Origin of the sequence: Microcoleus sp. B9-D4, assembly GCF_036705105.1 — a bacterium.
Classification (GTDB): Bacteria; Cyanobacteriota; Cyanobacteriia; order Cyanobacteriales; family Microcoleaceae; genus Microcoleus.
In genome coordinates, this window is record NZ_JAUBTS010000010.1 from 1 (window position 1) to 22,109 (window position 22,109).

Annotated in this window: 16 protein-coding genes; 11 read left to right on the forward strand and 5 right to left on the reverse strand. The window is 46.8% G+C overall.

What is annotated here, in order from left to right; translation table 11 throughout:
* On the forward strand, positions 1-182 hold a 182-nt coding region (locus QUB24_RS08435; RefSeq protein ID WP_333152391.1), incomplete at its 5' end, for a hypothetical protein.
* Between the two features lie 11 nt (positions 183-193).
* Here the strand turns inward: QUB24_RS08435 and QUB24_RS08440 are convergent.
* Entirely contained in the window at positions 194-466 is a 273-nt protein-coding gene (locus QUB24_RS08440; protein WP_333152393.1) for a hypothetical protein, read from the reverse strand.
* A 222-nt stretch (positions 467-688) separates the two neighbouring features.
* On the opposite strand from QUB24_RS08440, the gene QUB24_RS08445 reads away from it, so the two are divergent.
* The 6 genes from QUB24_RS08445 (at position 689) to QUB24_RS08470 (ending at position 10,481) form a co-directional block, all read left to right on the forward strand.
* On the forward strand, positions 689-1,975 hold the full coding sequence (locus QUB24_RS08445; protein WP_333152395.1) for a chemotaxis protein: 1,287 nt from the start codon (positions 689-691) through the stop codon (positions 1,973-1,975).
* A 200-nt stretch (positions 1,976-2,175) separates the two neighbouring features.
* Positions 2,176-4,098 (forward strand): response regulator, encoded by a 1,923-nt coding sequence (locus QUB24_RS08450; RefSeq protein ID WP_333152397.1) that lies wholly within the window; start codon positions 2,176-2,178, stop codon positions 4,096-4,098.
* Between the two features lie 270 nt (positions 4,099-4,368).
* Positions 4,369-7,839 (forward strand): PAS domain S-box protein, encoded by a 3,471-nt coding sequence (locus tag QUB24_RS08455; RefSeq protein WP_333152399.1) that lies wholly within the window; start codon positions 4,369-4,371, stop codon positions 7,837-7,839.
* Positions 7,840-8,122: 283 nt separating this feature from the next.
* Positions 8,123-8,509, forward strand: a complete 387-nt coding sequence (locus QUB24_RS08460) for a response regulator (protein ID WP_333152401.1) — start codon at positions 8,123-8,125, stop codon at positions 8,507-8,509.
* A gap of 1,238 nt (positions 8,510-9,747) precedes the next feature.
* Positions 9,748-10,056, forward strand: coding sequence for a DUF1830 domain-containing protein (locus QUB24_RS08465; protein WP_333152403.1), 309 nt, complete (start codon positions 9,748-9,750; stop codon positions 10,054-10,056).
* 5 nt (positions 10,057-10,061) lie between these two features.
* Complete coding sequence (locus tag QUB24_RS08470; protein WP_333152405.1) at positions 10,062-10,481, forward strand: late competence development ComFB family protein; 420 nt, start codon at positions 10,062-10,064, stop codon at positions 10,479-10,481.
* 242 nt (positions 10,482-10,723) lie between these two features.
* Here QUB24_RS08470 and QUB24_RS08475 read toward each other — a convergent pair whose 3' ends face one another.
* Together QUB24_RS08475 and QUB24_RS08480 are read right to left on the reverse strand one after the other, a co-directional pair.
* The gene (locus QUB24_RS08475; protein ID WP_333066483.1) at positions 10,724-11,077 is read right to left on the reverse strand and encodes a DUF6464 family protein; all 354 of its coding nucleotides are present in this window, start codon (positions 11,075-11,077) and stop codon (positions 10,724-10,726) included.
* A 422-nt stretch (positions 11,078-11,499) separates the two neighbouring features.
* Positions 11,500-12,231: a sucrose-phosphate phosphatase gene (locus QUB24_RS08480; protein ID WP_333152407.1), complete on the reverse strand. Its 732-nt coding sequence runs from the start codon at positions 12,229-12,231 to the stop codon at positions 11,500-11,502.
* Positions 12,232-12,402: 171 nt separating this feature from the next.
* On the opposite strand from QUB24_RS08480, the gene QUB24_RS08485 reads away from it, so the two are divergent.
* On the forward strand, positions 12,403-14,652 hold the full coding sequence (locus QUB24_RS08485; RefSeq protein ID WP_333152409.1) for an iron uptake porin: 2,250 nt from the start codon (positions 12,403-12,405) through the stop codon (positions 14,650-14,652).
* Positions 14,653-14,833: 181 nt separating this feature from the next.
* On the opposite strand, the gene QUB24_RS08490 is transcribed toward QUB24_RS08485, so the two are convergent.
* Together QUB24_RS08490 and QUB24_RS08495 are read right to left on the reverse strand one after the other, a co-directional pair.
* Positions 14,834-18,175 carry a PAS domain S-box protein gene (locus QUB24_RS08490; protein ID WP_333152410.1) on the reverse strand — a complete coding sequence of 1,114 codons (3,342 nt, stop codon included), beginning with the start codon at positions 18,173-18,175 and terminating at the stop codon, positions 14,834-14,836.
* Positions 18,176-18,581: 406 nt separating this feature from the next.
* Positions 18,582-19,277: an HAD family hydrolase gene (locus tag QUB24_RS08495; RefSeq protein ID WP_333152412.1), complete on the reverse strand. Its 696-nt coding sequence runs from the start codon at positions 19,275-19,277 to the stop codon at positions 18,582-18,584.
* Positions 19,278-19,290: 13 nt separating this feature from the next.
* On the opposite strand from QUB24_RS08495, the gene QUB24_RS08500 reads away from it, so the two are divergent.
* From QUB24_RS08500 to QUB24_RS08510, 3 genes are read left to right on the forward strand one after another with little or no spacing between them, the layout of a single operon-like run.
* A complete protein-coding gene (locus QUB24_RS08500; RefSeq protein WP_333152414.1) occupies positions 19,291-20,085 on the forward strand; it encodes a Uma2 family endonuclease in 795 nt (264 codons plus the stop codon).
* Positions 20,086-20,136: 51 nt separating this feature from the next.
* On the forward strand, positions 20,137-20,268 hold the full coding sequence (locus tag QUB24_RS08505) for a hypothetical protein (protein WP_333152416.1): 132 nt from the start codon (positions 20,137-20,139) through the stop codon (positions 20,266-20,268).
* Between the two features lie 29 nt (positions 20,269-20,297).
* Positions 20,298-22,106 carry an aspartate kinase gene (locus QUB24_RS08510; protein WP_333152418.1) on the forward strand — a complete coding sequence of 603 codons (1,809 nt, stop codon included), beginning with the start codon at positions 20,298-20,300 and terminating at the stop codon, positions 22,104-22,106.
* Positions 22,107-22,109: the final 3 nt, after the last annotated feature.

The window sequence follows — 22,109 nt, forward strand, 5'->3', positions numbered from 1 at the left end:
GGAGGCTAGCATCCCGCGTGCTGTGTGCAGCGCTTGTTGCTAGCCACCAAAATAATATCATTTATCGTTGGGGATTCAATCTAGATATTTTCCCGGTTGTTTTAAAGAACAAAATTATGAATGCCCCTGTGGTGAGGACGGAACCTGGGGCACAACAGGCGCGGCCGATCCAACAGACTTGAGATGACAGTAGTCAGAAAGTAGGTAATAGAAGGCCCTGGAGCCACAGAGCTAATTTCTCGCTATAGTTGTCATCTTTCTTCTGGGCGAGTGACCCACGCTCCAGCCCTTTACGAGCGCGAAAGCGGTAGGAGGAAACGGGGGGAAGGGATACGGCTGTATAATCGATCGCTTCTGGTCGTGTTTGTGAACCGGGTTGTTGATTGAAACTAAGCAATTTTACTCCCATTGCTGGGGTGAAGTTAGCACGCGCCTTTGTTTTCTGAGCTTGTTCGGCTAATGGCACGTCCTTAACCCAAATAAAAATGTTTAACCCTTAACGACAGAACAGGGGACTAGCTACGTATCCGCTTGGTGTCATTACTGTCAGGCTGGTCAACTGAAAATGAAGTTTTAGGCGCGAAGCCCAGTCACTTCCGTGCTGGGTCGTTGACTACTTTCAACAATCTTATTCCAGTATAATATTAATATATAATTTGTTAACTTGTACTTAACACTATCCGGGTAAATGAGCAATCCAACTCAACTCACCCCCGATTTCACGATCGGACATCTGCCGTGTCACGACTTCCAAGTGAGCGCTGCAACTCTAGGACAGGTAGTGGCTGAAAGATTTGAGCAAGAACCCGACCTGCCGGGAGTCATTATTACTCATGAATCACAGGTATTGGGCATGATTTCTCGCGTCAAATTTCGAGAGAAAATGAGTTTTCCCGATCGCCTAGAACTTTACGGGTCACACCCGATTCGAGCCTTGTTAGATTTTATTAGAATTCCGCCTTTGCTGCTTTCGGAAAACTGGAAAGTTGACGATGCTGTCCAAGCGTCTTTCAACAGGCACAAAGACTTGATTTATGAACCGATTATTGTGGTAATGGAAGACCAGAGCCACCGCCTTTTGGACGTTCACACTCTGGTGATTGCCCAGTCAAAACTTTTAGCGCAAGCTAACAAGGTTATTCAAAAATACCGAGTAGAAAGACACAAGTATTTGGCGCTACTTCAACAAGAACAGGCTAAGGTTCACGAATGTAATGAGCTTTTAAAAATCCAACAACGTCAAACAGAAAAGTTGCAGACCCATCCCAGTTTCCAGCAAGTGGCACTGGTAAAACAAGCTGAAGAAATTGCTCAAATGAATCAGCGATTTGTGAGGATTGCGAAACTGATTTCTTCGGAAGGTCGCCAAGCATTTCAAGCTACTTTTCAAGGTGCTAATTCTATTTGCAACAATACAGATAAAATTTTGGGCGTGGGCAAAGCAATAGCTAATGATTTAGAAACGGTTAACCGCACTTCCCGAACCATCCGGGAGGCGATCGAACAAGTCAGGCATTTAGCAGTACAGGTGGCTGTAGTTACCAATCAAATGGGAAGTCAGCCCAGCGGTCTGAGCAAAGTGAGTCTAGAAATTGGCAGACTGGCAAGTAAAACTTTTGAATTGGGGACTCAAATGGAGCAAATTGCCAGCCGGTTTAAACTTCGAGTTCACGAACTCACGGAGGCAGCAAGAGCGGGTGCTAATGTGGCTAAATCCGTGACTATCAAGATCGATCGCGCAGAAATGGCCCTGTTAGAGTTGGAGGAATTAATAGCGGAAAAAGATTTCACTTCACAGACCGTTATCAAAGAACCTTTGGGAGTTATAAACAGTGTTACCGCTGATTCTTTAGTTAAAGAGATAGAACAGGCAGAAGTCGCGGTTTCCGAGTTGGAAGACTTGGTTAAGCATCAAGATTCATCGCAATATCTGATTCAAAAAATTCAGCAGGCGCTGAAGTCCAAAAAGCCCTAAAATCCCAGGAATAATCCGGTAAAACATGGGGAGAGGTTAAAAAAAAATCCCAATAATAATTTACCCTTTCACTATTTCCAGAATACTATTTGTTAGACTTAGGGTGGGAAAAATTAAAATTAACTAGGATTAAGCCTATTTAACCATCCCAATAATTCGATAACAAGTCACAAATAGAGCTTAAATAACAGGTTACGCTTATGAAAATTCTGCTGGTAGAAGATGACACAGTTACAGTCAGTTTGCTGACTCAAGCGCTGAACTCTCACAATTACAAGGTGAATGCGGCAGTAGACGGTGAAACAGCCTTGCACTTGGTGCAGGCATACGATTACGACCTGATTGTTTTGGATGTGCTGATTCCTAAACTTGACGGCATTAGTTTGTGTCGGAAATTGCGAGCGTCCGGCTGCCAAATGCCGATTTTACTGCTGACAGCGCTAGATAGCAGCAACGATCGAGTCCAAGGTTTAGAGGCGGGTGCAGACGATTATGTGGTCAAACCCTTTAATCTCGAAGAATTAATCGCTCGAATTCGGGCTTTGCTGCGCCGGGGTAAGGCAACTTTGTCAAGTACAAATTTGACCTGGGAAAAACTGCAAGTCAACCCGGACACTACGGAAGTAACTTATGCCGAAAAAGTGCTGCACTTGACTCCCAAAGAGTACAATTTGCTAGAACTTTTCCTGAGAAATCCTCGGCGCATTTTCAGTCGCAGCGCCATCCTCGATCGCATTTGGTCTGCCGGCGAATTTCCTCAAGAAGAAGCCGTTACTGCTCACATCAAGGGGCTGCGGCAGAAGCTGAAAGCAGCCGGGATGACTGTAGATTTAGTGGAAACCGTTTACGGATTGGGCTATCGGCTCAAAAGTCTGCCGGAGGAGATTGAGATCCCACAAGTTGGACAGGAAACGGCAGAAACTGCTAAAACTCAAGAGACTTTATCTACTGAATCCAGCGGGTCGAGCCAGGAATTAAACAAAGACGAACGCCGTCTCAAAGTCTTGAATGCGATTGCCCAAATGCGGGGAAATTTAAAAGCTAATTTTATAGAAAAGGTGGCGATATTCGATCGCGCGATCGCTCAACTGAAAAACGGAAGCTTGGAGGCCGAACTGCGCCAGGAAGCCCAGGCTCAAGCTCACAAATTAGTCGGTTCTTTGGGAACGTTAGGGCTGCCGCAAGGTTCGGAAGTAGCGCGCCAGATAGAACATTTGTTCAAGCCTGAAAACATCTGGAAACCGAATACGGCTCAGCAGATTGAAGGCTTTCTGCAGAAGCTCACACAGATATTCGATCGCCCGTCGTCCGAACCAGAAGGCGATTTGGTTCCTGCGGTTTCCCAAAAGCGCCGAATGCTGATTGTTGATGATGATAATTTTGGAAGCGATCAACTGAAAACAGTAGCATCCGGTTCCGGCTTCCAGATAGAAGTTGCCAACTCTCCGCAAGCGGCAAGAAATGCGATTTCTCAACAGCCTCCCGACGCGATTTTGCTGGATTTGACATTTTCCAGAGCTCAGGAAAACGGACTTTCTCTCTTAGCCGAACTCCTCCGTGAAAAGCCCGAAATTCCGGTGATGGTTTTTAGCGGGCACAATCAATTGAGCGATCGAATAGAAGTTGCTCGTTTGGGAGCTTCGGGCTTTTTACACAAATCTATGCCCCCAGCAGATATACTCAAAGCAGTCGCCCAACTACTCGACCAGACTGGCCCTGCTGAAGCAAAAGTTATGGTGGTAGACGATGACGTGCATCTATTGGCTGCACTGCAAGTGATTCTAAAACCTTGGGGATTTCAAGTAACAACATTGGACGATCCCGAAAAGTTCTGGGAGGTACTCGAAACAACTTGTCCGGATTTGCTAATTTTAGATGTGGAGATGCCCGGTTACAGCGGTATCGAGCTGTGTTTGGCAGTTCGCAACGATTTGCGCTGGAGCAAGCTCCCCGTGCTATTTTTGACGGCTCATTCCGAGTCGGAAATAGTGCGCCAAATGTTTGTCGCAGGTGCTGACGACTACGTGAACAAGCCGATCGTGAAACCGGAATTAATTGCTCGCCTCCTGAATCGTTTGGAGCGGACTCAACTCAGAAACAGACTGGCTCAGGCACAGCGCTAATCCCATTTTAGATTTAAAAAATTAAAGAATTAAAGAATTGAAGAACTGGGAATGACTGATAAGATATGGGTTTCGATCACGTACCTACAGTTGTATTCTTTTTTTAAAATGGGATAACTAGGAGCAAATATGCAGTGCGTGTCCGAAACAAATCAGGAAGCCTTAGCCAAGACTTGGGATTGTTAGATTGTGTGATTCCGACGCGGTGCTGTTGATTGATGCTTGCCCGCTGATCAAGAACACAGGCTAATTTAGAGAATTATTAATCAGATGAAAGTAATGGTATTGCCCTCAGACACAGACAATCTCAATGACAGCGACTGCGAACTAATGTACGCCCCGGCTGCGATCCAACCTCATGGCATCCTTTTAGTGCTGGAATCTCCTGTGTTTAAAATTTTGCAAGTTAGCAACAATACTTTTGAGGATCTCGGCATTTACCCCGAAGAACTTTTGGGGAAATTTTTACATGAATTTGTGGAGACTGAAGAAATTGAGGCTATAGAAAAAGCTTTATTTGAAAACTGCAATCAATCTAACGGTATCAGATTATCATTCAAAAGTCAAAACCGCCAGTCTTTTTTTCAGGGGACGCTGCATCGATCTAGTTTAGCATTAATTCTTGAACTCGAGTCGGTTGTTTCCCCAAAAGCTAGCGATTGTTTGAATTGCTATCATTTAGTCCAAGAGCCGATCGACAAAATCCACAGAACACCAAACCTGCAAGTGCTGTGTCAGACAGCAGTTGAAGAAGTGCGGAGGATGATCGGTTTCGATCGAGCGATCGTCTATCAATTTGATGCCACCGGGGCGGGGGAAGTTGTCGCCGAAGACAAAGTAGAAAGTTTGGCTCCTTTATTGGGACTGCACTATCCGGCTGGCGATATTCCCCCCCAAGCAAGAAACCTGTTCAACATGAATTTAATTCGGTTTATTCCCGATATTAACTGTCAGCCTGTAGAACTAATTCCTCACTGCAATCCGCTGACGGGTCGCCCTTTAGATATGGGCGGTTCTTTGTTGAGAACAGTTTCGCCCTGCCACGTTCAATATCTCAAAAATATGAACGTTGGCGCTAGCATGACACTGACATTAATCAAAGATAAAAAACTCTGGGGACTGATCGCCTGTCACCACCCAACACGAAAGTATGTCAACTACGAAACAAGAAAGGCTTGCGAACTGCTAGCCAAGTTTGTGAATCTAGAACTCAGCTACAAACAAGATAGCGAAGACCGGGAATATGCAATTTATTTAAAAGCACTTTGCCAAAAATTTATCACGGAAATTTCTCAAAAAAACTGCTTTGTAGAAGGTTTACTAACCTACCGAGATGAATTGCTCGCCTTAGTGGGCGCTACCGGTGGAGTTGTGTGTGCCAATGAAAATTTAACAACCATCGGCAAAACCCCGGAATTGGTAGAAATCGCCAACTTAATTACTTGGATAAAAACTCAAATAAATAATGATATTTTTCATACAGATTCTCTATCAAGACTGTATCCGCCATCCGAGAAGTTTCAAGAAATTGCTAGCGGTTTGCTGGTGCTTGCCATGTCCGAGATGCAAAATTATTACATTTTGTGGTTCCGTCCCGAAGCAATTCAAACTGTCAACTGGGCAGGTCCACCAGAGGGAAAAATTGAATTTAAACCGGATGGCAGCCGATTAATTTCTCCTCGCATTTCCTTTGAGTTGTGGCAAGAAACTGTGAGGTCAAAATCTTTGCCTTGGCAGCCGTGTGAAATCGAAATAGCCCGAGAACTTCGAGTTGCTATTACTAGCATTGAGTTGCGGAAAATCAATCAGCAGCTTAGCTTAGCTTTGTCGGCTACCAAAATTGGATTTTGGGACTGGGACGTGCAGAAAAATCACATAGTTTGGTCGAGGGAACACGAAGAGTTGTTTGGGTTGGCGCCAGGGACTTTTGCCGGAACTTATCAAAGTTTTGCAGCTTGCGTTCACCCAGAAGATTTAAAAAGTATGGAGAATGCTATCAATCAGGCGATCGCCCAGCGATCCGATTACTATCACGAATACCGCGTGGTTTGGCCCGACGGCAGCATTCACTGGATTGAGGGGAAGGGTAAGTTTTTTTACAACGAAGCAGCCGATGCAGTGCGAATGGTGGGGACTATTACAGAAATTACCGATCGCAAAGCTAGAGAATTAGAGTTGCGCCTCTTGGAATCAGCAGTCACCACCACTAACGACGCCGTGTTAATTACCGAAGCTGAACCGATTGAGGAACCGGGGCCGCGAATTCTTTATGTCAACCCAGCTTTCACGCGGATGACCGGCTATACGCTAGAAGAAGTTGTGGGCAAAACGCCACGCATCTTGCAAGGACAAAAAACAGACCGCGCCAGTCTCGATCGAGTACGGACTGCTTTGAAAACCTGGCAGCCGGTGCGGGTTGACTCGATCAATTACCGCAAAGACGGGACGGAATTTTGGGTAGAAATGAGCATTGTGCCCATAGCGGACAAAAATGGTGAGTTTACCCACTGGGTATCAGTGCACCGGGATATTAGCGATCGCAAACTTGCTGAAGCCGCCCTCCAACAGCTCAACGAACGGTTAGAAATGCGAGTTTTGCAACGAACCAGAGAACTAGAAAGCTCTCAAGCAGAACTCCGGGAAAGCGAAGCTTTATTTCGCTCTCTGAGCGAGAGTTCCCCCGTGGGCATTTTCAAAATCGATACTGAGGGGAAATGTACTTATACAAATCCTCGCTGTCAAGCAATTGGCAACTTCACACCGGCAGCAGCTTTAGGAAACGGCTGGATGCGGTTTGTTCACCGCGAAGACCTCAAACTAATTCTGTCGAAGTGGTCTCAATCGCAATCGCTAGATGGGGAATTTTCCTGCGAATTCCGCCACATCCAGCGAGACGGAACCATTCGGTTTTGTAGGCTTAAAACAGCTCCGATTTTTTCCGACAAATCTCAACTAATTGGTCACGTCGGCACAGTGACAGATATCACAGAAAGTCGGGCAATTGAAAAAATGAAAAATGAGTTTATTTCGATTGTCAGCCACGAACTGCGAACGCCACTTGCCTCCATTCGCGGTTCTTTAGGTTTGCTGGCGGCTGGGGTACTGAAAAATAAACCGGAAACTGCCAAACAGATGTTAGAAATTGCTTCGAGCGATACCGAACGGTTAGTGCGTTTGGTCAACGATATTCTCGACTTAGAACGGCTCGATTCGAGTCAAGTTATCCTCGTCAAGCAGTGGTGCGATGCCCAGGTTTTGATGCGGAAGTCTGCAGAAGCTGTACTTTCTTTGGCTGCTGAAAATAACATTGATTTGTCGATTTTACCCTCGGCGGCAAAAATTTGGGCTGACCCCGACAGAATCGTTCAACTGCTGGTAAATTTGTTGAGCAATGCGATTAAATTCTCCGCTCCAGGGAGTACAGTAACTGTCAGGGTGGAAGATTTGGGCGATTCCCTACGGGATAGCTACGCTTCACGGGTTTTATTTGAAGTCAAAGATCGAGGACGGGGGATTCCGGCAGATAAACTAGAAACTATCTTTGGACGGTTTCAACAGGTGGATGCTTCTGACTCCCGCCAAAAAGGAGGTACGGGTTTGGGTTTGGCTATCTGTCGCAGCATAGTACAGCAGCACGGGGGCAGAATTTGGGTCGAAAGTGTTGTCTCACAAGGCTGCAGTTTCTATTTCACAGTGCCTGCACCGTTGGAAGGCGAAGGGGGAAAAAGTTTGGAGGTTTGAGATTGCTTTGATAATATCTGGCGACAGCTCAACTTGCTGGCAACCCACGCGGGTAGGATGATTTTGGGAGGCTGATAGGTCGATTTTTCTGTTCAGGGTTTAAGTAGGTGAGTGGCAAAATATAGCAAACGCGCCCGACGATTAGGACGTTTTTAAGTGCTGAAACTCTTAATTTTATTGCTTCTTCCTTTTGCTATATCTTTCAAGAAATCCGGTTGATGAGGCAGCGTGCGTAAGTCCTTTTTCGGTTTACCATGATTAATTTAAAATTTGAGTTTTAATTATGTCAGCAAAGCGCATTCTGGTCATCGATGATGAAAAAAACCTCTGCAGCGTGATTCAGGCTTGTCTGGAACATTTAGGCGGCTGGTTTGTACTAAGCGCGCCCGACGGCAGCCAAGGATTGCTGTTAGCTGAAACTCAACTTCCTGACGCTATTCTGCTAGATGTGATGATGCCGGATATGGACGGACTTACTCTGTTTGGTTTGCTACAAAACAATGCGGCTACTCGGGGGATTCCGGTGATTTTCCTGACGGCTAAGGTGCAGGCGATGGATTTGAGCGAATTTGCTGATTTGGGGGTAGCGGGGGTGATTGCAAAGCCTTTCGATCCTTTGAGTTTGGCACAGCAAGTGGCGGAAATTCTGGGTTGGGAACCGTTGCTTTAAACTCGGGTAAAATGCGATCGCAGATAGCAGATCAAACTCGGCAGTTGAAACCGCTACTAGACAAACAAAGTCGGCCCAGCCCGACGGAAGAATCAAGGGGACATTAAAGCCGGATGACAATCAAGCATCCAGGATACCCGCCACGTGATTCATTCCGAAAGCAGACTCAGGACCGGTGAAATAAAAAACCTGTATCCGATGAAACTTGCCGAACGTATTTATCTCGCGCAAGTCAATGCTTCAATTCTTTAATCTCAAATCTCAAATCTCAAATCTCAAATCTCAAATCGATCAAAAATCCGCTTTCTCATTCCCTTGATTCTTGCGAAAATCACGCAATTATGTTAAGGAACCGGGTTTATGCGTCCAGGAAAGTTCTAGTTTTTCCTGCTATTTTCAGAATTTCCTCATTTTTTTGATTTAGCTTTGAGATCGATCGGTGATTCGTTCATTTAAACCCTGATTCCCTAGAAGTTCTAGAGATGATCTCAGGGAGTCGGGGTTTTTTGTTACCTGCAAAGCCGAGCTGCTATTACCATATTTACAGCCCGAATAACTCCTCCAGAAGTTACACAGATTTGCCTCAAGAACGGTTTTTTTTAACCAGGGATCACAGATGCAGCGAAGTTTTTTGGTGAAAAACCAGGTTTCAGCCTGCTAATCCAAGATTTACGCAGAGTTCCGTCAGAAACCGGGTTTTTTAACCCAGGAGCACAGATGCAGCGAAGTTTTTGGCTAAAAAACCCGGTTTTTGCCTAACTGTTGTAATCCCTGCTTGGGCAAAAGTATATTTATCAAAAAAAATGATGGTCTTCATAATTTCCTCATATTTTTTAGATAAAGTTTACTTCTAGCTCTGGATCTCAAGGTCGATCGCACTCTCAGCACCATTCCGCTGCCAAAGAGTGAATCTGTTGTCAGGAGAGTTCGGGAAAGTGACGGTACTTTCTATTAACGGGTGCCACAGCACAACCAACCTAAATAAGTCAGGATATAGGCTCTGCAGACCAAACAAACCGGGTTTTTTCACCTGGAAAAACGGGGTTTATGCGCCAGTCCTCTAAGTGTTGGCAGGATAACTAAATGCTACAAAAATTAATAACTGAAGATGTGATTCGCGCTCTCGAATAACACCCCAAAAATAGTCGGTCGTTTGATCAAGAGCAAAACTCACAATTGCCACTAACAGGCAAAGTAAAGTCTCAGTAAGTTTTTGAAAGAGTGTGGAGATTTTTTAAATGTCAGATCAGCTATCTTATAAAGGTAACAACCAGATTCTGTGCTATTACGCAAATGTTACCAACCTAGTTCAGGTGGTTCGGATTGGGAACATTCCTAATTGGTACTTTGAAAGAGTGATGTTTCCGGGACAGCGACTGATGTTTGAAGCTGCTGCAGAAGCAGTCTTAGAAATTCACACGGGTACGGTGGCAAGTGCTATTTTATCGGACAAGATTCCCTGCTACGTGCTGCGGGTTATAGAAGAGGTAAGTTCCGAGTTTGAGCTGGTGATGACCGAAAAACAATTGGTGGTATTAGCCGGTTAAAATTCATGAGAAATCAGACCAGATCGAGAACGGGCACACAAATATTAGTTAACGAGTGTTTGGGGACGGGGAAAATGCAGAAAAATCTTGTCAATATTACCTTAGCTGTAGTCACAGAGGAAGTAGAAATTATCTTGGAGTCTTATCCGAAGCACCCCTACCAACAAGCTTTTTCGCCTTCGGGATTGCGACAAGATTTAATTGCTTATGTGCTCAGCCGAGTTCCTAATAGATATACTGCGATCGACTCCGGCGAGTCTGTGTCAAATCAAACAGTTCAGGTTCGCTGTTCTTCGGAGCAGTTGCTGCACATAGAAAATTTGATTCATACTGGCATTCGCGAAGTGCTCCACAGCTATCAGAAGATAGATTACCGCCTTCTTGAAGAAGTTAAATTCGATTCCAGAGTTGCTAGTTGGTTTTGATAGTTTCTTGTAAATTAGGGAGACGCCGAGATTCTCGGCTCTCTCGGTTGGGCGAGGTGGAATTGTTTACTGACCGAAAGCATCCAGGATACCCGCCACGTGATTCATTCCGAAAGCAGACTCAGGACCGGTGAAATAAAAAACCTGTATCCGATAAAGGCGCCCACGAATTGATCTCGCGCAAGTCAATGCTTAAATCTAAAATCTAAAATCTAAAATCTAAAATCGATTGACTTGATGGTTCAAGACTTTTGGTAATCGCAGCAGCAGTTGCACGGGCCATTGGGATTGACAGCACAGCGCAGAATTTCCGATCGAGCATTAAAGCGGCAGCTAGCATCTCCTATAACCCAAATGCCGCTTACAAATGTTCTTTCCGTCGGCGGTGTGGCAGACTGCACGTACAGGGCAATTTTTTGCAGTCGGTAGCGGCCGGATTTGAGCTGATAGCGGTGGTGGCGTTCCAAAACAGCGTAGGTTTGTCCTTCTAAATCTAGATAGTTCCCCGGTTGTGGCGTCCAATCCAGCCGAATGCTACCTAAATATTGGCGGGGGTGAGAGAGAATCACCTCTACGGGTAAAGTATTTTGTTCCATGTGGCGGTGCGTTTGCGAACTGAACTAAAGGGGCAAATAGTTGACTCAACCTACATCTTGTTCATCTAGAAAGATAAGTTTTTATAGAGAGAGTAATTTAGGTTTAGGCGCTAAACTTAACTATAGAACCTTTGGCGATCGAGGAATAGGCGACTTATCTGGGGATAGCCGACTCCCTCCACTACGTTGGGCCCAACAGGCTAGGAAATAAACTTCAACTCGCTTGAGGTAACTAAAGTTAAGTTCGATTAGGTTTGATAAAGCAGTACACGCTGATGGTATCGCAAGTCGCAGGTTCGATCGATACGCGGTGGAGATTCCTCAACAGATTTTAACAACGGTTTGCAGGACTTGGGGTGCTTTGGGTGCGTTTGTACTGAGGACTTCACTGCTCACTACAAACCAAAGGGAATTTTTGGCAATCAAGATTCCCAAAAATATGCCATTCCTTCCATGATTCCCCAAGCGCAAGCAGAACTAGCTAAATAATGATTTTCAGTGCCGCATTCGCGATGCCATTCTAAGAGTTCTAATAGAGCATTCGCGACGATTACTCCCCTGACATCCTGTTCAAACATACTGATATCATTGCCAGAATCACCGCAAACTAATGTTGCCTCAGATGGAATTTGTAGGCGCTTTTGTAAATAAGTAAGGGCATTGCCTTTATTGCTAGTTTGCGGTAAAATATCCACATCACTATTGCTGCTAAAAATGATTTGAGCTGGCAGTCCCGATTCAGTTAACTTTTGTTGCAAAGCCTGGACTATCGAGCTGTTTTCTGATGCGGGTTCCAGACTATAACTGATTTTCCAAGGATTTTGTTCTTTTACGGATTGGGGTTTAAGCTGGGAAAACTGCTGCGCTAAAGAGGCGATCGCCATTTTATCCCAGCCTTGAGAAAGATATTCCGCCCAATCTAAATCGAGGGCTCCGTCTTGGTAAATTTCGCTGCCTACACCTGCGATCAAATAGTCGGGTTCTAGCAGTTGCTTTTGGGCAATTAATTCGCAAGTTGAAGCATGAGAACGCCCGGTAGCGTAAACCAAACAAATTTGCGATCGCTGTGATTGCAAGCGCTGGTTTAAAACTTGAGTTGCTTCGTCATCTCCGACTAGCGTGTTGTCTAAATCTGTAACTAATAAAAACTTCATTTGGGGAATTAGTCAGGAGTCAGTAGTCATCAGTGATTAGTGATGGGGAATCGAGCGCTTCCTAAAATAGTTTTAACTATTTATAAGAATTTGTAAAAAAAAATACATTTATAAGCAAGCTTATCGGTTAAGATGTGCCCGATTTAATTTTTAACAAGTGGTGTGAGTTGTATGGTGAAGAATTCAAGCTCCGTTAAAGCTTTTTGGCTGTCTTTCTTGATTTCTGGTGCGGCAGTGCCTTTGGGGCCGCTCTCCGCAACAGCTCAAATTCAGGATACCTCAACTCCTGAAGTTGCGCTAGAAGCGAGTGCCGTCCCTAGGGCTACCCCAGACGCAGCGCTGGCAGCAGGTAAGATTGAGATACCGCAGTTAGGGGCGATTACCGCAGAAACTAACTCCCCAGTCGATCGTGCTTTACCCGAAACAGATGCAGCAACAGTCGATCGCGCTTTACCCGAAACAGATGCAGCAACAGTCGATCGCGCTTTACCCCAAACAGATGCAGCAACAGTCGATCGCGCTTTACCTCAAACAGATATAGCATGGGTGAATCGCGCTTTACCCCAAACAGATGCAGCAACAGTCGATCGTGCTTTACCTCAAACAGATATAGCATGGGTGAATCGCGCTTTACCCCAAACAGATGCAGCAACAGTCGATCGTGCAACAACAACCCCAGAAATAACGGAGGCAATTAGCGAATTGCCCCCACAGAAGTTAGAAATTGCAAACTCTCCTCAGTCTCAACAAGTTGCTGAAGCCAGCAAAGTTGCCGACATCAGCAGCGAGACGGGCACTGCTGATGACCTCAGCATACAAGAAGACGCAGCACAAGTCACTTCTGTTTCCCAACTCTCCGACGTGCGGCCGACAGATTGGGCTTTTCAAGCCTTGCAATCCCTAGTAGAAAGATACGGCTGCATTGCGGGATATCCAGACGGCACATTCCGAGGCAATCGAGCAATGACTCGGTATGAATTTGCCGCCGGATTAAACGCTTGCTTAGACCAAATTACCAAACAACTTGGCGGTTCTACTGGTAATTTAGTCAAGCGAGAAGATTTACTGGCTTTGCAAAGATTGCAAGAAGAATTTGCGGCAGAATTAGCTACATTGCGCGGTAGAGTAGATGCTTTAGAAGCCCGCACTGCCGAATTGGAAGCCAACCAATTTTCAACTACGACTAAACTCAACGGATTTGCTTGGTTTAACCTGAGTGGAGCTTTTGCGGGCAAGGGAGTCCGAGTTGAAGCAATAGATGGAAATGCGGCTCCGCTCGATCGAGTACCCGGACGCGATCCTGTCACCAACAGACCGATCGTGCAGAGAGTGGACGACCCAGAAATTACTTTCAGCCACTTAATTTGGTTAACCCTCACTACTTCTTTTACAGGGAAAGACCAATTGGTTACACAGCTAGCTGTAGGTAACGGAAATTCACCAGCCAATCAATATACTTCTCCGGGTCTTTTTAATACCTTTGGCACTCCTTTTCTAGACCAGACTGCTGGGGTGAATCCCAATGAAGTTATCCTGCGAGAACTTTATTATCAGTTCCCGGTTAGCAACAGCTTGCAATTAGTAATCGGGCCGAGAATTAATTTCTACCGCTACTTTGACAACAATAACTTTAGCTTTTTCGTAGACGGTGCGAGCAGTTTTAATTCTAACAATAGCACTTTGTTAACTGCTACCAAACGCGGCGCAGGTGCTTTGGCTTTGTGGGATATCAGCCGCCGATTGAAACTGCGTTTAGGCTATTTGGGCGAGAGTATGGAATTTTTGCCCTCTCCAGTGTTTAATTCCGCTTCCAATCCGTCTCAAGGCTTGTTTGGTGGGACAAATACGAGTACCGCCGAACTAACATTCAGTCCGAGCGATCGAACAAATTTGCGGTTTTTGTACAGCCGTTCCAACATCCAGCAAATTGGCGGGCTAATCGGAGCACCGAATGGCAGGCCCCTTAACGGTTTGGCAGATGACGGTTTCGGTGGTCGTCTCGGCAATGCTACTGCCAATACTTATAGCTTTAATTTCGATTGGTCGCTCAGCCGCCGTTTCGGTCTTTTCGGCCGCTACGGCTACGCCGAAACCAATATATTTCCCAAGACTGACAGACCCGACGGCACGATCAAAACTCAATCTTATATGTTAGGATTTGCACTTCCTGATTTATTCAAAAAAGGAGCTGTGTTTACTGCCTCATTTTTAGTACCTTTTGACGTTACTGGTGGTCGCAGGTTTCTGGTTTCGGGCGGGGGAAATGGTGGCAAGCAGTACGAAATTGAAGCCACTTATTATTTGCCTGTCACCGAGAATATTTCGCTCGTACCGGCATTTTATGCGATCTGGAATGCTAATAATTTCGACAACAACCCGACAATTTTTGTGGGCAATTTGCGGACGCAGTTTAGTTTTTAATTTCCAGAATAAATAGATACCGTAGGGTGCGTCGCTACCCTCCAATCTGCAATTAAAATAGAAAATCTGGTAGCGACGCACCCTACAAGATACCCACGTTGCAGCCAACAGAAACCGGGTTTTTCCAAAAAACCCGGTTTCTGGATATCGTACTGCGTCACAGGACTGTTCCTGATTCCTTCTACTTAATTGGAATTTCGATGATAAATTCACTACCTTTACCGGGTTCTGAGAGGCACTGCAATTTTCCGTTGTGTTTTTCAACGACAATTTGGTGCGAAATTGATAAACCCAAACCTGTGCCTTTACCTACTGGTTTTGTGGTAAAAAATGGGTCAAACAAACGCACAATATGATCTTCGGGAATGCCCAACCCGTTGTCTTTGATCCGAATTAAAATGCTCTTGTCATCAATCGTTTCAGTTTGAATAGTAATAGTAGGCAAGATAGAATTTGCGGTGTCTTTTGCTTGGCTGCAGCTTTCTTCCAAGGCGTCGATCGCATTTGCCAATACATTCATAAATACCTGATTTAACAGTCCGGGATGACAGTTTATTTGCGGCAGTTCTCCGTATTGTTTAATCACTTTAATGCCCTGCCATTTGGCCTTGGCTTTCAGCCTGGTGTTCAACATTAACAAGGTACTTTCTAAACCTTCGTGAATGTCGGCAGTTTTGATTTTCGCTTCGTCCGCCCGCGAGAAATTTCGGAGAGTTTGAATAATTTCAACAATGCGCTCGCATCCGGTCTGCATCGAATTGAGCAATTTGGGCAGGTCTTCTGCTAGAAATTCTAAGTCTATATCCTCAGCTTGTTGCTGAAGTTTTGCTGGGGGATTTGGGTACTCTTCTTGATAGACTTGCACGATTTCTAACAAGTCGAGAACGTAGCCTCGGACGTGGCAGAGGTTGCCGGCGACAAAGCCAACTGGGTTGTTAATTTCGTGGGCAATTCCTGCTAGCACCTGTCCGAGGGAAGACATTTTTTCGGTTTGTACTAACTGCATTTGAGTTTGCTGCAAGTCGCTCAAAGCTGTTTGCAGTTCTTGGGATTTTTGCCGATCGCGATCGGCGGCGGCGGCCCGTTCTTCCTCAACTCCGATCGCCCCAGCAATAATTCCGATCAGCTTGCAGTCGGCTTCTGTGGGCGCGATCGAGTCGGTGTTGACAACGCATACCGCACCCACGTAATTGTCGCCCAGCCGCACTGCTTGTCCCAGATAGCTTCGCAGTTGGTAGCGGATGACAGCGGGATCGGTTTGGGCGTAGATCGTGTTCTGCAAGTCAGGAATGGCAACAGCCCGATCGCTTCCTTTGCTGCATACGTCGGTGCAGATGTGGCCCTCGGCGATCTCGACTAGCGGGTAGTCCGGCGGCGCTTGCCAAGTCGCGATCGCGTGCAGCAGACCGCCACCTAAACGGGTGTAGATGGCGCTGCTTCCGCCCAAAAGCTCGCCGGCTAAGGATGTCAGCCGCTGGATGTTCTCAGCGGCGTCGGTGGTGAATCCCAAAAAGCACTCGTTGATTTTGCTGAGGCGGTACTCTGCTTGCCGGCGCGCGGTCATGTCGCGGGAGTTGATCACAATTCCTTTCACAGCGGGGTCTGCTAGCAAGTTGATGCCCACACCTTCGAGAAAACACCAAGAACCGTCAGCGCGCCGGAACCGACCTTCTAGGGCGATCGGATCGCCTGGATTTGCGATCAGTTTTTCGCCGTCGGACATCACCGAGGGCAGGTCGTCAGGGTGGATCAAATCGAGAGCAATTTGACCGGCGACTTCATCGGGTTCGTAGCCTAAAACTCTTTCTACAGAAGGGCTTTCGTAAACAATGCGACCGCTGGCGTCGAGAATAGTAATGATGTCGGAACTGTTGAGAATTAGCGATCGCCACTTAGCCTCATTTTGGAACAAAGCTGACTCGGCTTGTTTGCGATCGGTAATATCCTCTACCATTTGCAAAATAAACTGTGGCGTTCCCTGACTGCTGTCGATGACAGAGGCGCTGAGGCGTCCCCACCTGATGCTGCCGTCTTGGCGGAGATAGCGCTTCTCAATTTGGTAAGCTTCGCGCAAGCCCGCGGCCAACTGTTGGCGCAACTCGCGCGACGTTTGTGCGTCTTCCGGGTGCGCGCAGTCGTCGAGGCCGAGACCCCGCAGTTGAGCTTCCGATCGGCCCAGCATAGCTTGAAATGCCGGATTAGTGGCGATCGCCACACCTTCGAGGGTAGCGACTACCATGCCGATCGCAGCGCGTTCAAAAATTGCCCGAAACCGCTGTTCGCTGTCTCGCAAAGCTGCATCCGCTGCCACTTCCTGCGTGATGTCCCGCCCCGCGACTGCCAAACCTTTGCGCGAACCGTCGGGGTTGAACAGTGGCACTTTCCGCACTTCAAACAAATTGCAGCCGCCTGTGGGCAAGGGGACAATTTGGCGGCTGGAGGTAAGAGTGCCTGCTTGCCAGGTGGTTTCGTCGGTTTCCTGCCAAGTTAGCAGGATTTCTCTGACTCTCGGATCGGCGGTGGCAGCGAGTTCGGCAGTAGTTTTACCCTGGTAGTCTGCGGTTTCCCAGCCCAAAAGTTGGAGGGCGCAGTCGTTGGCAATCAGCCAGCGCCCCTCGCTGTCTGTGAGGTTGATCGCGTCGGGCACGGCGTTAATCGCGGTTTTCAACCAGTATTCTTGATTTCGCAGGGCTGCTTCAGCGCGCTTGCGATCGGCGATTTCGGCGACGGTTCCTTCGTAGTAAAGGAGCTCGCCATCTTCGTCGCGGACTTCGCGCACGTTTTCCGAGATCCAGGTAGTGCTGCCGTCTTGGCGGCGGACGCAGGACTCAAACTCTTTCAGGGAGCCGTTTTTGCTGATTTCTGCCATGAAGGAAGCGCGGCGGGTGCGATCGGCGTAAAGGTTTTTCGCCGAACATTTTGCGATCAGTTCTGACGGGGAATCGTAGCCGTACATTCGGGCGAGTGCCTGGTTGGCGCTGAGGTAGCGTCCGTCTGGGGCGGTTTGAAATATGCCTTCGGTGGCGTTTTCAAAGATGCTGCGGTATTTTGCCTCGGCTTGTTTGAGGGCTTCTTCTGCTTGGAAGCGATCCGTGATATCAGATTGGACGCCGATGAAGTGGGTAACGAGTCCGCTGCTGTCGCGCACCGGCGAGATGGTGAGTTCGTTCCAGAAGGCGGTGCCGTCTTTGCGGTAGTTTTTCAGAACTACTTTGCAGTCATGCTGTTCTTTCAGGGCTACGCGGATGCGATCGACGGCAGCGCGATCGGTATCCGGGCCTTGCAGGAAGCGGCAATTCTGCCCGATTATTTCGCTGCGATTGTAGCCTGTAATCCGCTCGAAAGCCCCGTTGCAGTAGACTATAGGCTTATCCGGCCGGGTAGCGTCCGCGATCGCGATGCCGTTGCTGGTAGCTGCCAGGGCGCGATCGTACAGCCTCCAGACTTCTTCTATTAAATTCGGTGTGCCGCCAGTACGAGTCGGCGATAGCGTTTCAGAAGGAATGCTTATATCTCTCTGCATGAGTTTCTATAAATTGAGTTTATTGTAGATACCGACTGCCAGCACACCCTAGAGTTTAACAAAATTGTCTGTTTTCTGAAGGCTGAAGTTAAAAGGCTATCATGCAGAATTTGGGCGGTAAATTCTACCTAAAGAAAATCTGGCTTCCCTCGTTTTTTTTTCCTTCTGCCTTCTGCCTTGTGCCTTCTACCTTCAAAGGAATCCTAGTTGTTAATTTATAATAGTTGTTCCCACCATAACTCTATCTCTGGTATAGTTTACTTGGCAGAGTTTGGGCGGCTTACAAGTTCGGTCATTTATTTTTTAACTTAAATAAAAAATACATCATCCTGCTCTCCTAAAAAAAAATAATTAAATACTTTATAGTTAAATGATTCAAACTATTCTCATAAAAAACCAGGAAAAATTAATTTTGAACTAACACAGCAAGTTCTGAAATATCGTCCATCGCGAAAGTCGGTTCGAGGGCGAGACACTGAGCGCGATCGCCATATCCGTAAGCCGCCCAACAAACATCTATCCCAGCATTTTTAGCAAACAGCAAATCAACCGCTGTATCGCCCACCATTAAAATTTGACTGTTATCCAACTCCGGGAACAGCGGTTTAATCATCGAGTGAAAAACAGCCGGATTTGGTTTCGGGATAATTTGTCCGTTATCACCTAAAATTAAATCAAAAAAGCTGTGAATTCTCAAATTATTTAGTAATACATTAACAAAGCTAACGTGTTTGTTGCTGAAAACTCCCAGGCTCAATCCCGACTGACGCGCCAACTGCAACACTTGCTTTGTCCCGGTAAATAACTCTACCTGCTTTTCACCTTCCGTCCGATAATAAGAGCGGTAAGTTTCAACCCATTCGGGAATTGCGCTTTCCTCGATCGCCGGATGGAGGATTTTAAAACTATTTGGTAAATTGATGCCGATCGTCGCTATAATAGTATCAGCAGCAGGCGGGGCAATATTGAAACTTTCAAAAGTTTTGGTAAAGCAAAATACAATAGCTTTGTGAGTAATTGCCAAAGTACCGTCGAAGTCGAAAATAATTAACTTGTACTGACTCATCATCCGTTCCAAATGTGAATTATAATTTTTTAGCATTCAAGAGGTCAACATGAGTGTCACCGAAAAACCCGAACTTCTAGTAACAGATTTTACAGATTTTCCAGACCACACTCAATTACCAGATTCCGACGGTACTTTTGTGAAAAACTTTCAAGAACTCCCTCAAAGCATCCTGTTAACAACATCTGTTCGACCCATTTTAGACCAACTTCATCCCGACGGACAATATTGTATCGGTCAAGATTCCGGCATTTATTGGCGAGTCCCGCAACCCCCAGAACCCCTAGCCAGAGGAGCCGAAGCACCAGATTGGTTTTACGTGCCCGACGTGCCGCCAACTCTCAACGGAAATATGCGGCGTTCCTATGTAATGTGGAAAGAATTAATGCCGCCGTTAATTATACTAGAATTTGTCTCTGGAGATGGCAGCGAAGAAAGAGATAAAACTCCCAAAAAGGGGAAATTCTGGATTTACGAGCGAGTTATTAGACCTGCTTTTTATGGAATTTATGAAGTCACAAAAGCCAAAATAGAATGCTATCATTTGGTAGAAGATAGATTTGAGTTAATGTCAGAAAATCAGCGCGGACATTACCAAATCGAGCCAATGGGATTGGAATTAGGCATTTGGCAAGGGGTTTATCAGGGCGTAGAACTGCCTTGGATGCGCTGGTGGGATGCTGAGGGGAATTTGCTGCTGGCTGCCGATGAACGGGTAGAACAAGCGGAATTGGCAGTCGAACAAGCGCAGTCAGAAGCAGAACAAGAACGGCAAAAGCGAATAGAAGCCGAGCAGCGAATTCAAGCTTTAGAAGCGCGTTTGCGAGAGCTAGAAGGAGGCTAAAATCCGAATCAAGAGGGCGGGTTTATTAAAATATTGGTGTGAGAGAATTAAATGGCTGGTAAAACCTGCCCCTACCCACATATTTTCATCGTTTACGCAGATATTTTTTTCTTTTCTCCGGTTTGTTGTATGGGAATTTTAAAAATTACCACTTCTAATCCAGAAGCTGCTTGTATTATTTGATAAGTATTTTGTAGCTTTGTGTAGAATCTATGGCACTAATTGTTCAGAAATATGGCGGAACCTCGGTTGGTACAGTCGATCGCATTCTGGAAGTAGCCAGACGAGTAGTAAAAACAGCACAGCTTGGCAACTCTCTGGTTGTCGTACTTTCAGCGATGGGCAAAACCACCGACGGTTTAGTTAAACTCGCCAAGGAAATTTCCCCAAATCCCAACAAGCGGGAAATGGATATGTTGCTCTCCACTGGGGAACAAGTCTCGATCGCACTTTTGAGCATGGCATTGCAGGAAATGGGACAGCCCGCCATTTCCCTCACCGGCGCCCAAGTCGGCATTGTCACCGAAGCCGCCCACACCCGCGCCCGAATTTTGCGAATCGATCCGAATCGGCTTGAAAGCCAGTTGAAAAGCGGTAAAGTCGTTGTGGTTGCGGGTTTCCAAGGCATCGCCGATGCCGGAGAATTGGAAATTACCACCTTGGGCCGTGGCGGTTCCGACACGACAGCAGTTGCCCTCGCTGCAGCGCTGCGGGCCGACAGGTGCGAAATTTATACCGACGTGCCCGGAATTCTGACTACAGATCCGCGCTTGGTTGCCGACGCGCAATTGATGGACGAAATCACTTGCGACGAAATGCTGGAATTGGCGAGTTTGGGCGCAAAAGTCCTCCACCCGCGCGCGGTAGAAATTGCCAAGAATTACGGCGTGCCCCTGGTAGTGCTTTCTAGCTGGAGTGACGCCCCCGGTACCCGTGTAGTGTCCCCACCCCCGCAACCCCGGCCTTTGGAGGGCTTGGAGCTCGCAAAAGCCGTCGATGCGGTGGAATTTGACTTAGATCAGGCGGGGGTGTCGCTACTGCGTTTGCCCGATCGCCCCGGCGTAGCAGCGCGGTTGTTTGGTGCGATCGCCCAACAAAACCTCGATGTAGACTTAATTATTCAGTCAATTCATGAAGGAAATACTAACGATATTGCCTTCACCGTGACGCGAAAATCTCTGCAACAAGCCACCGCCGTTGCAGATGCAATTATCCCCGCACTCGGCAAGAATTCTCGCCCAGAATTGGGAGAACCGGAAGTGAAAGCAGAAGAGCGGCCAATAGCTAAAGTTAGCATTGCGGGTGCGGGAATGATCGGTCGTCCGAGGGTAGCGGCGCAGATGTTTAAGACTTTAGCGGATGCGGGAATTAACATTCAAATGATTTCTACATCCGAGGTGAAAGTTAGTTGTGCGATCGATGCCCAAGATTGCGATCGGGCCGTTGCCGAACTCTGCAAAACATTTGATGTTGCCAACTCCCCTATTGGGCTGCGTTCATCCTCCCACAAACCGCCCGCAGTCCGCGCCGTTGCGTTGGATCTCAATCAAGCGCGTCTAGCAATTCGCCAATTGCCCGATCGCCCCGGAGTAGCAGCAAAACTGTTCGGACTTTTAGCCGAGGAAAATATCAGCGTAGACACGATCATTCAGTCGCAGCGCTGCCACAATATCGACGGCATATTAACTCGCGACATTGCATTTACCGTAGCACAAATTGACGCCGAAGCTGCTAAAATAGTCCTCGAAAAAGCCGCCCCAGAATTCGGATGGGGCGAAGTAGCAGTCGATACACAAATAGCCAAAGTTAGCGTTGTCGGTTCCGGGATGGTAGCGCATCCGGGAGTAGCGGCAAAGATGTTTGAAGCGCTTTCCCGCCAGCAAATCAACATTCAAATGATTGCCACTTCCGAGATTAAAATTAGCTGCGTTGTGGATGAAGGACAAGGAGTAACTGCTTTGAAGGCAATTCACGCAGCCTTTGAACTTGCCGGCACTGAAAGAATCCAAGTTCCCGCTTAAGAC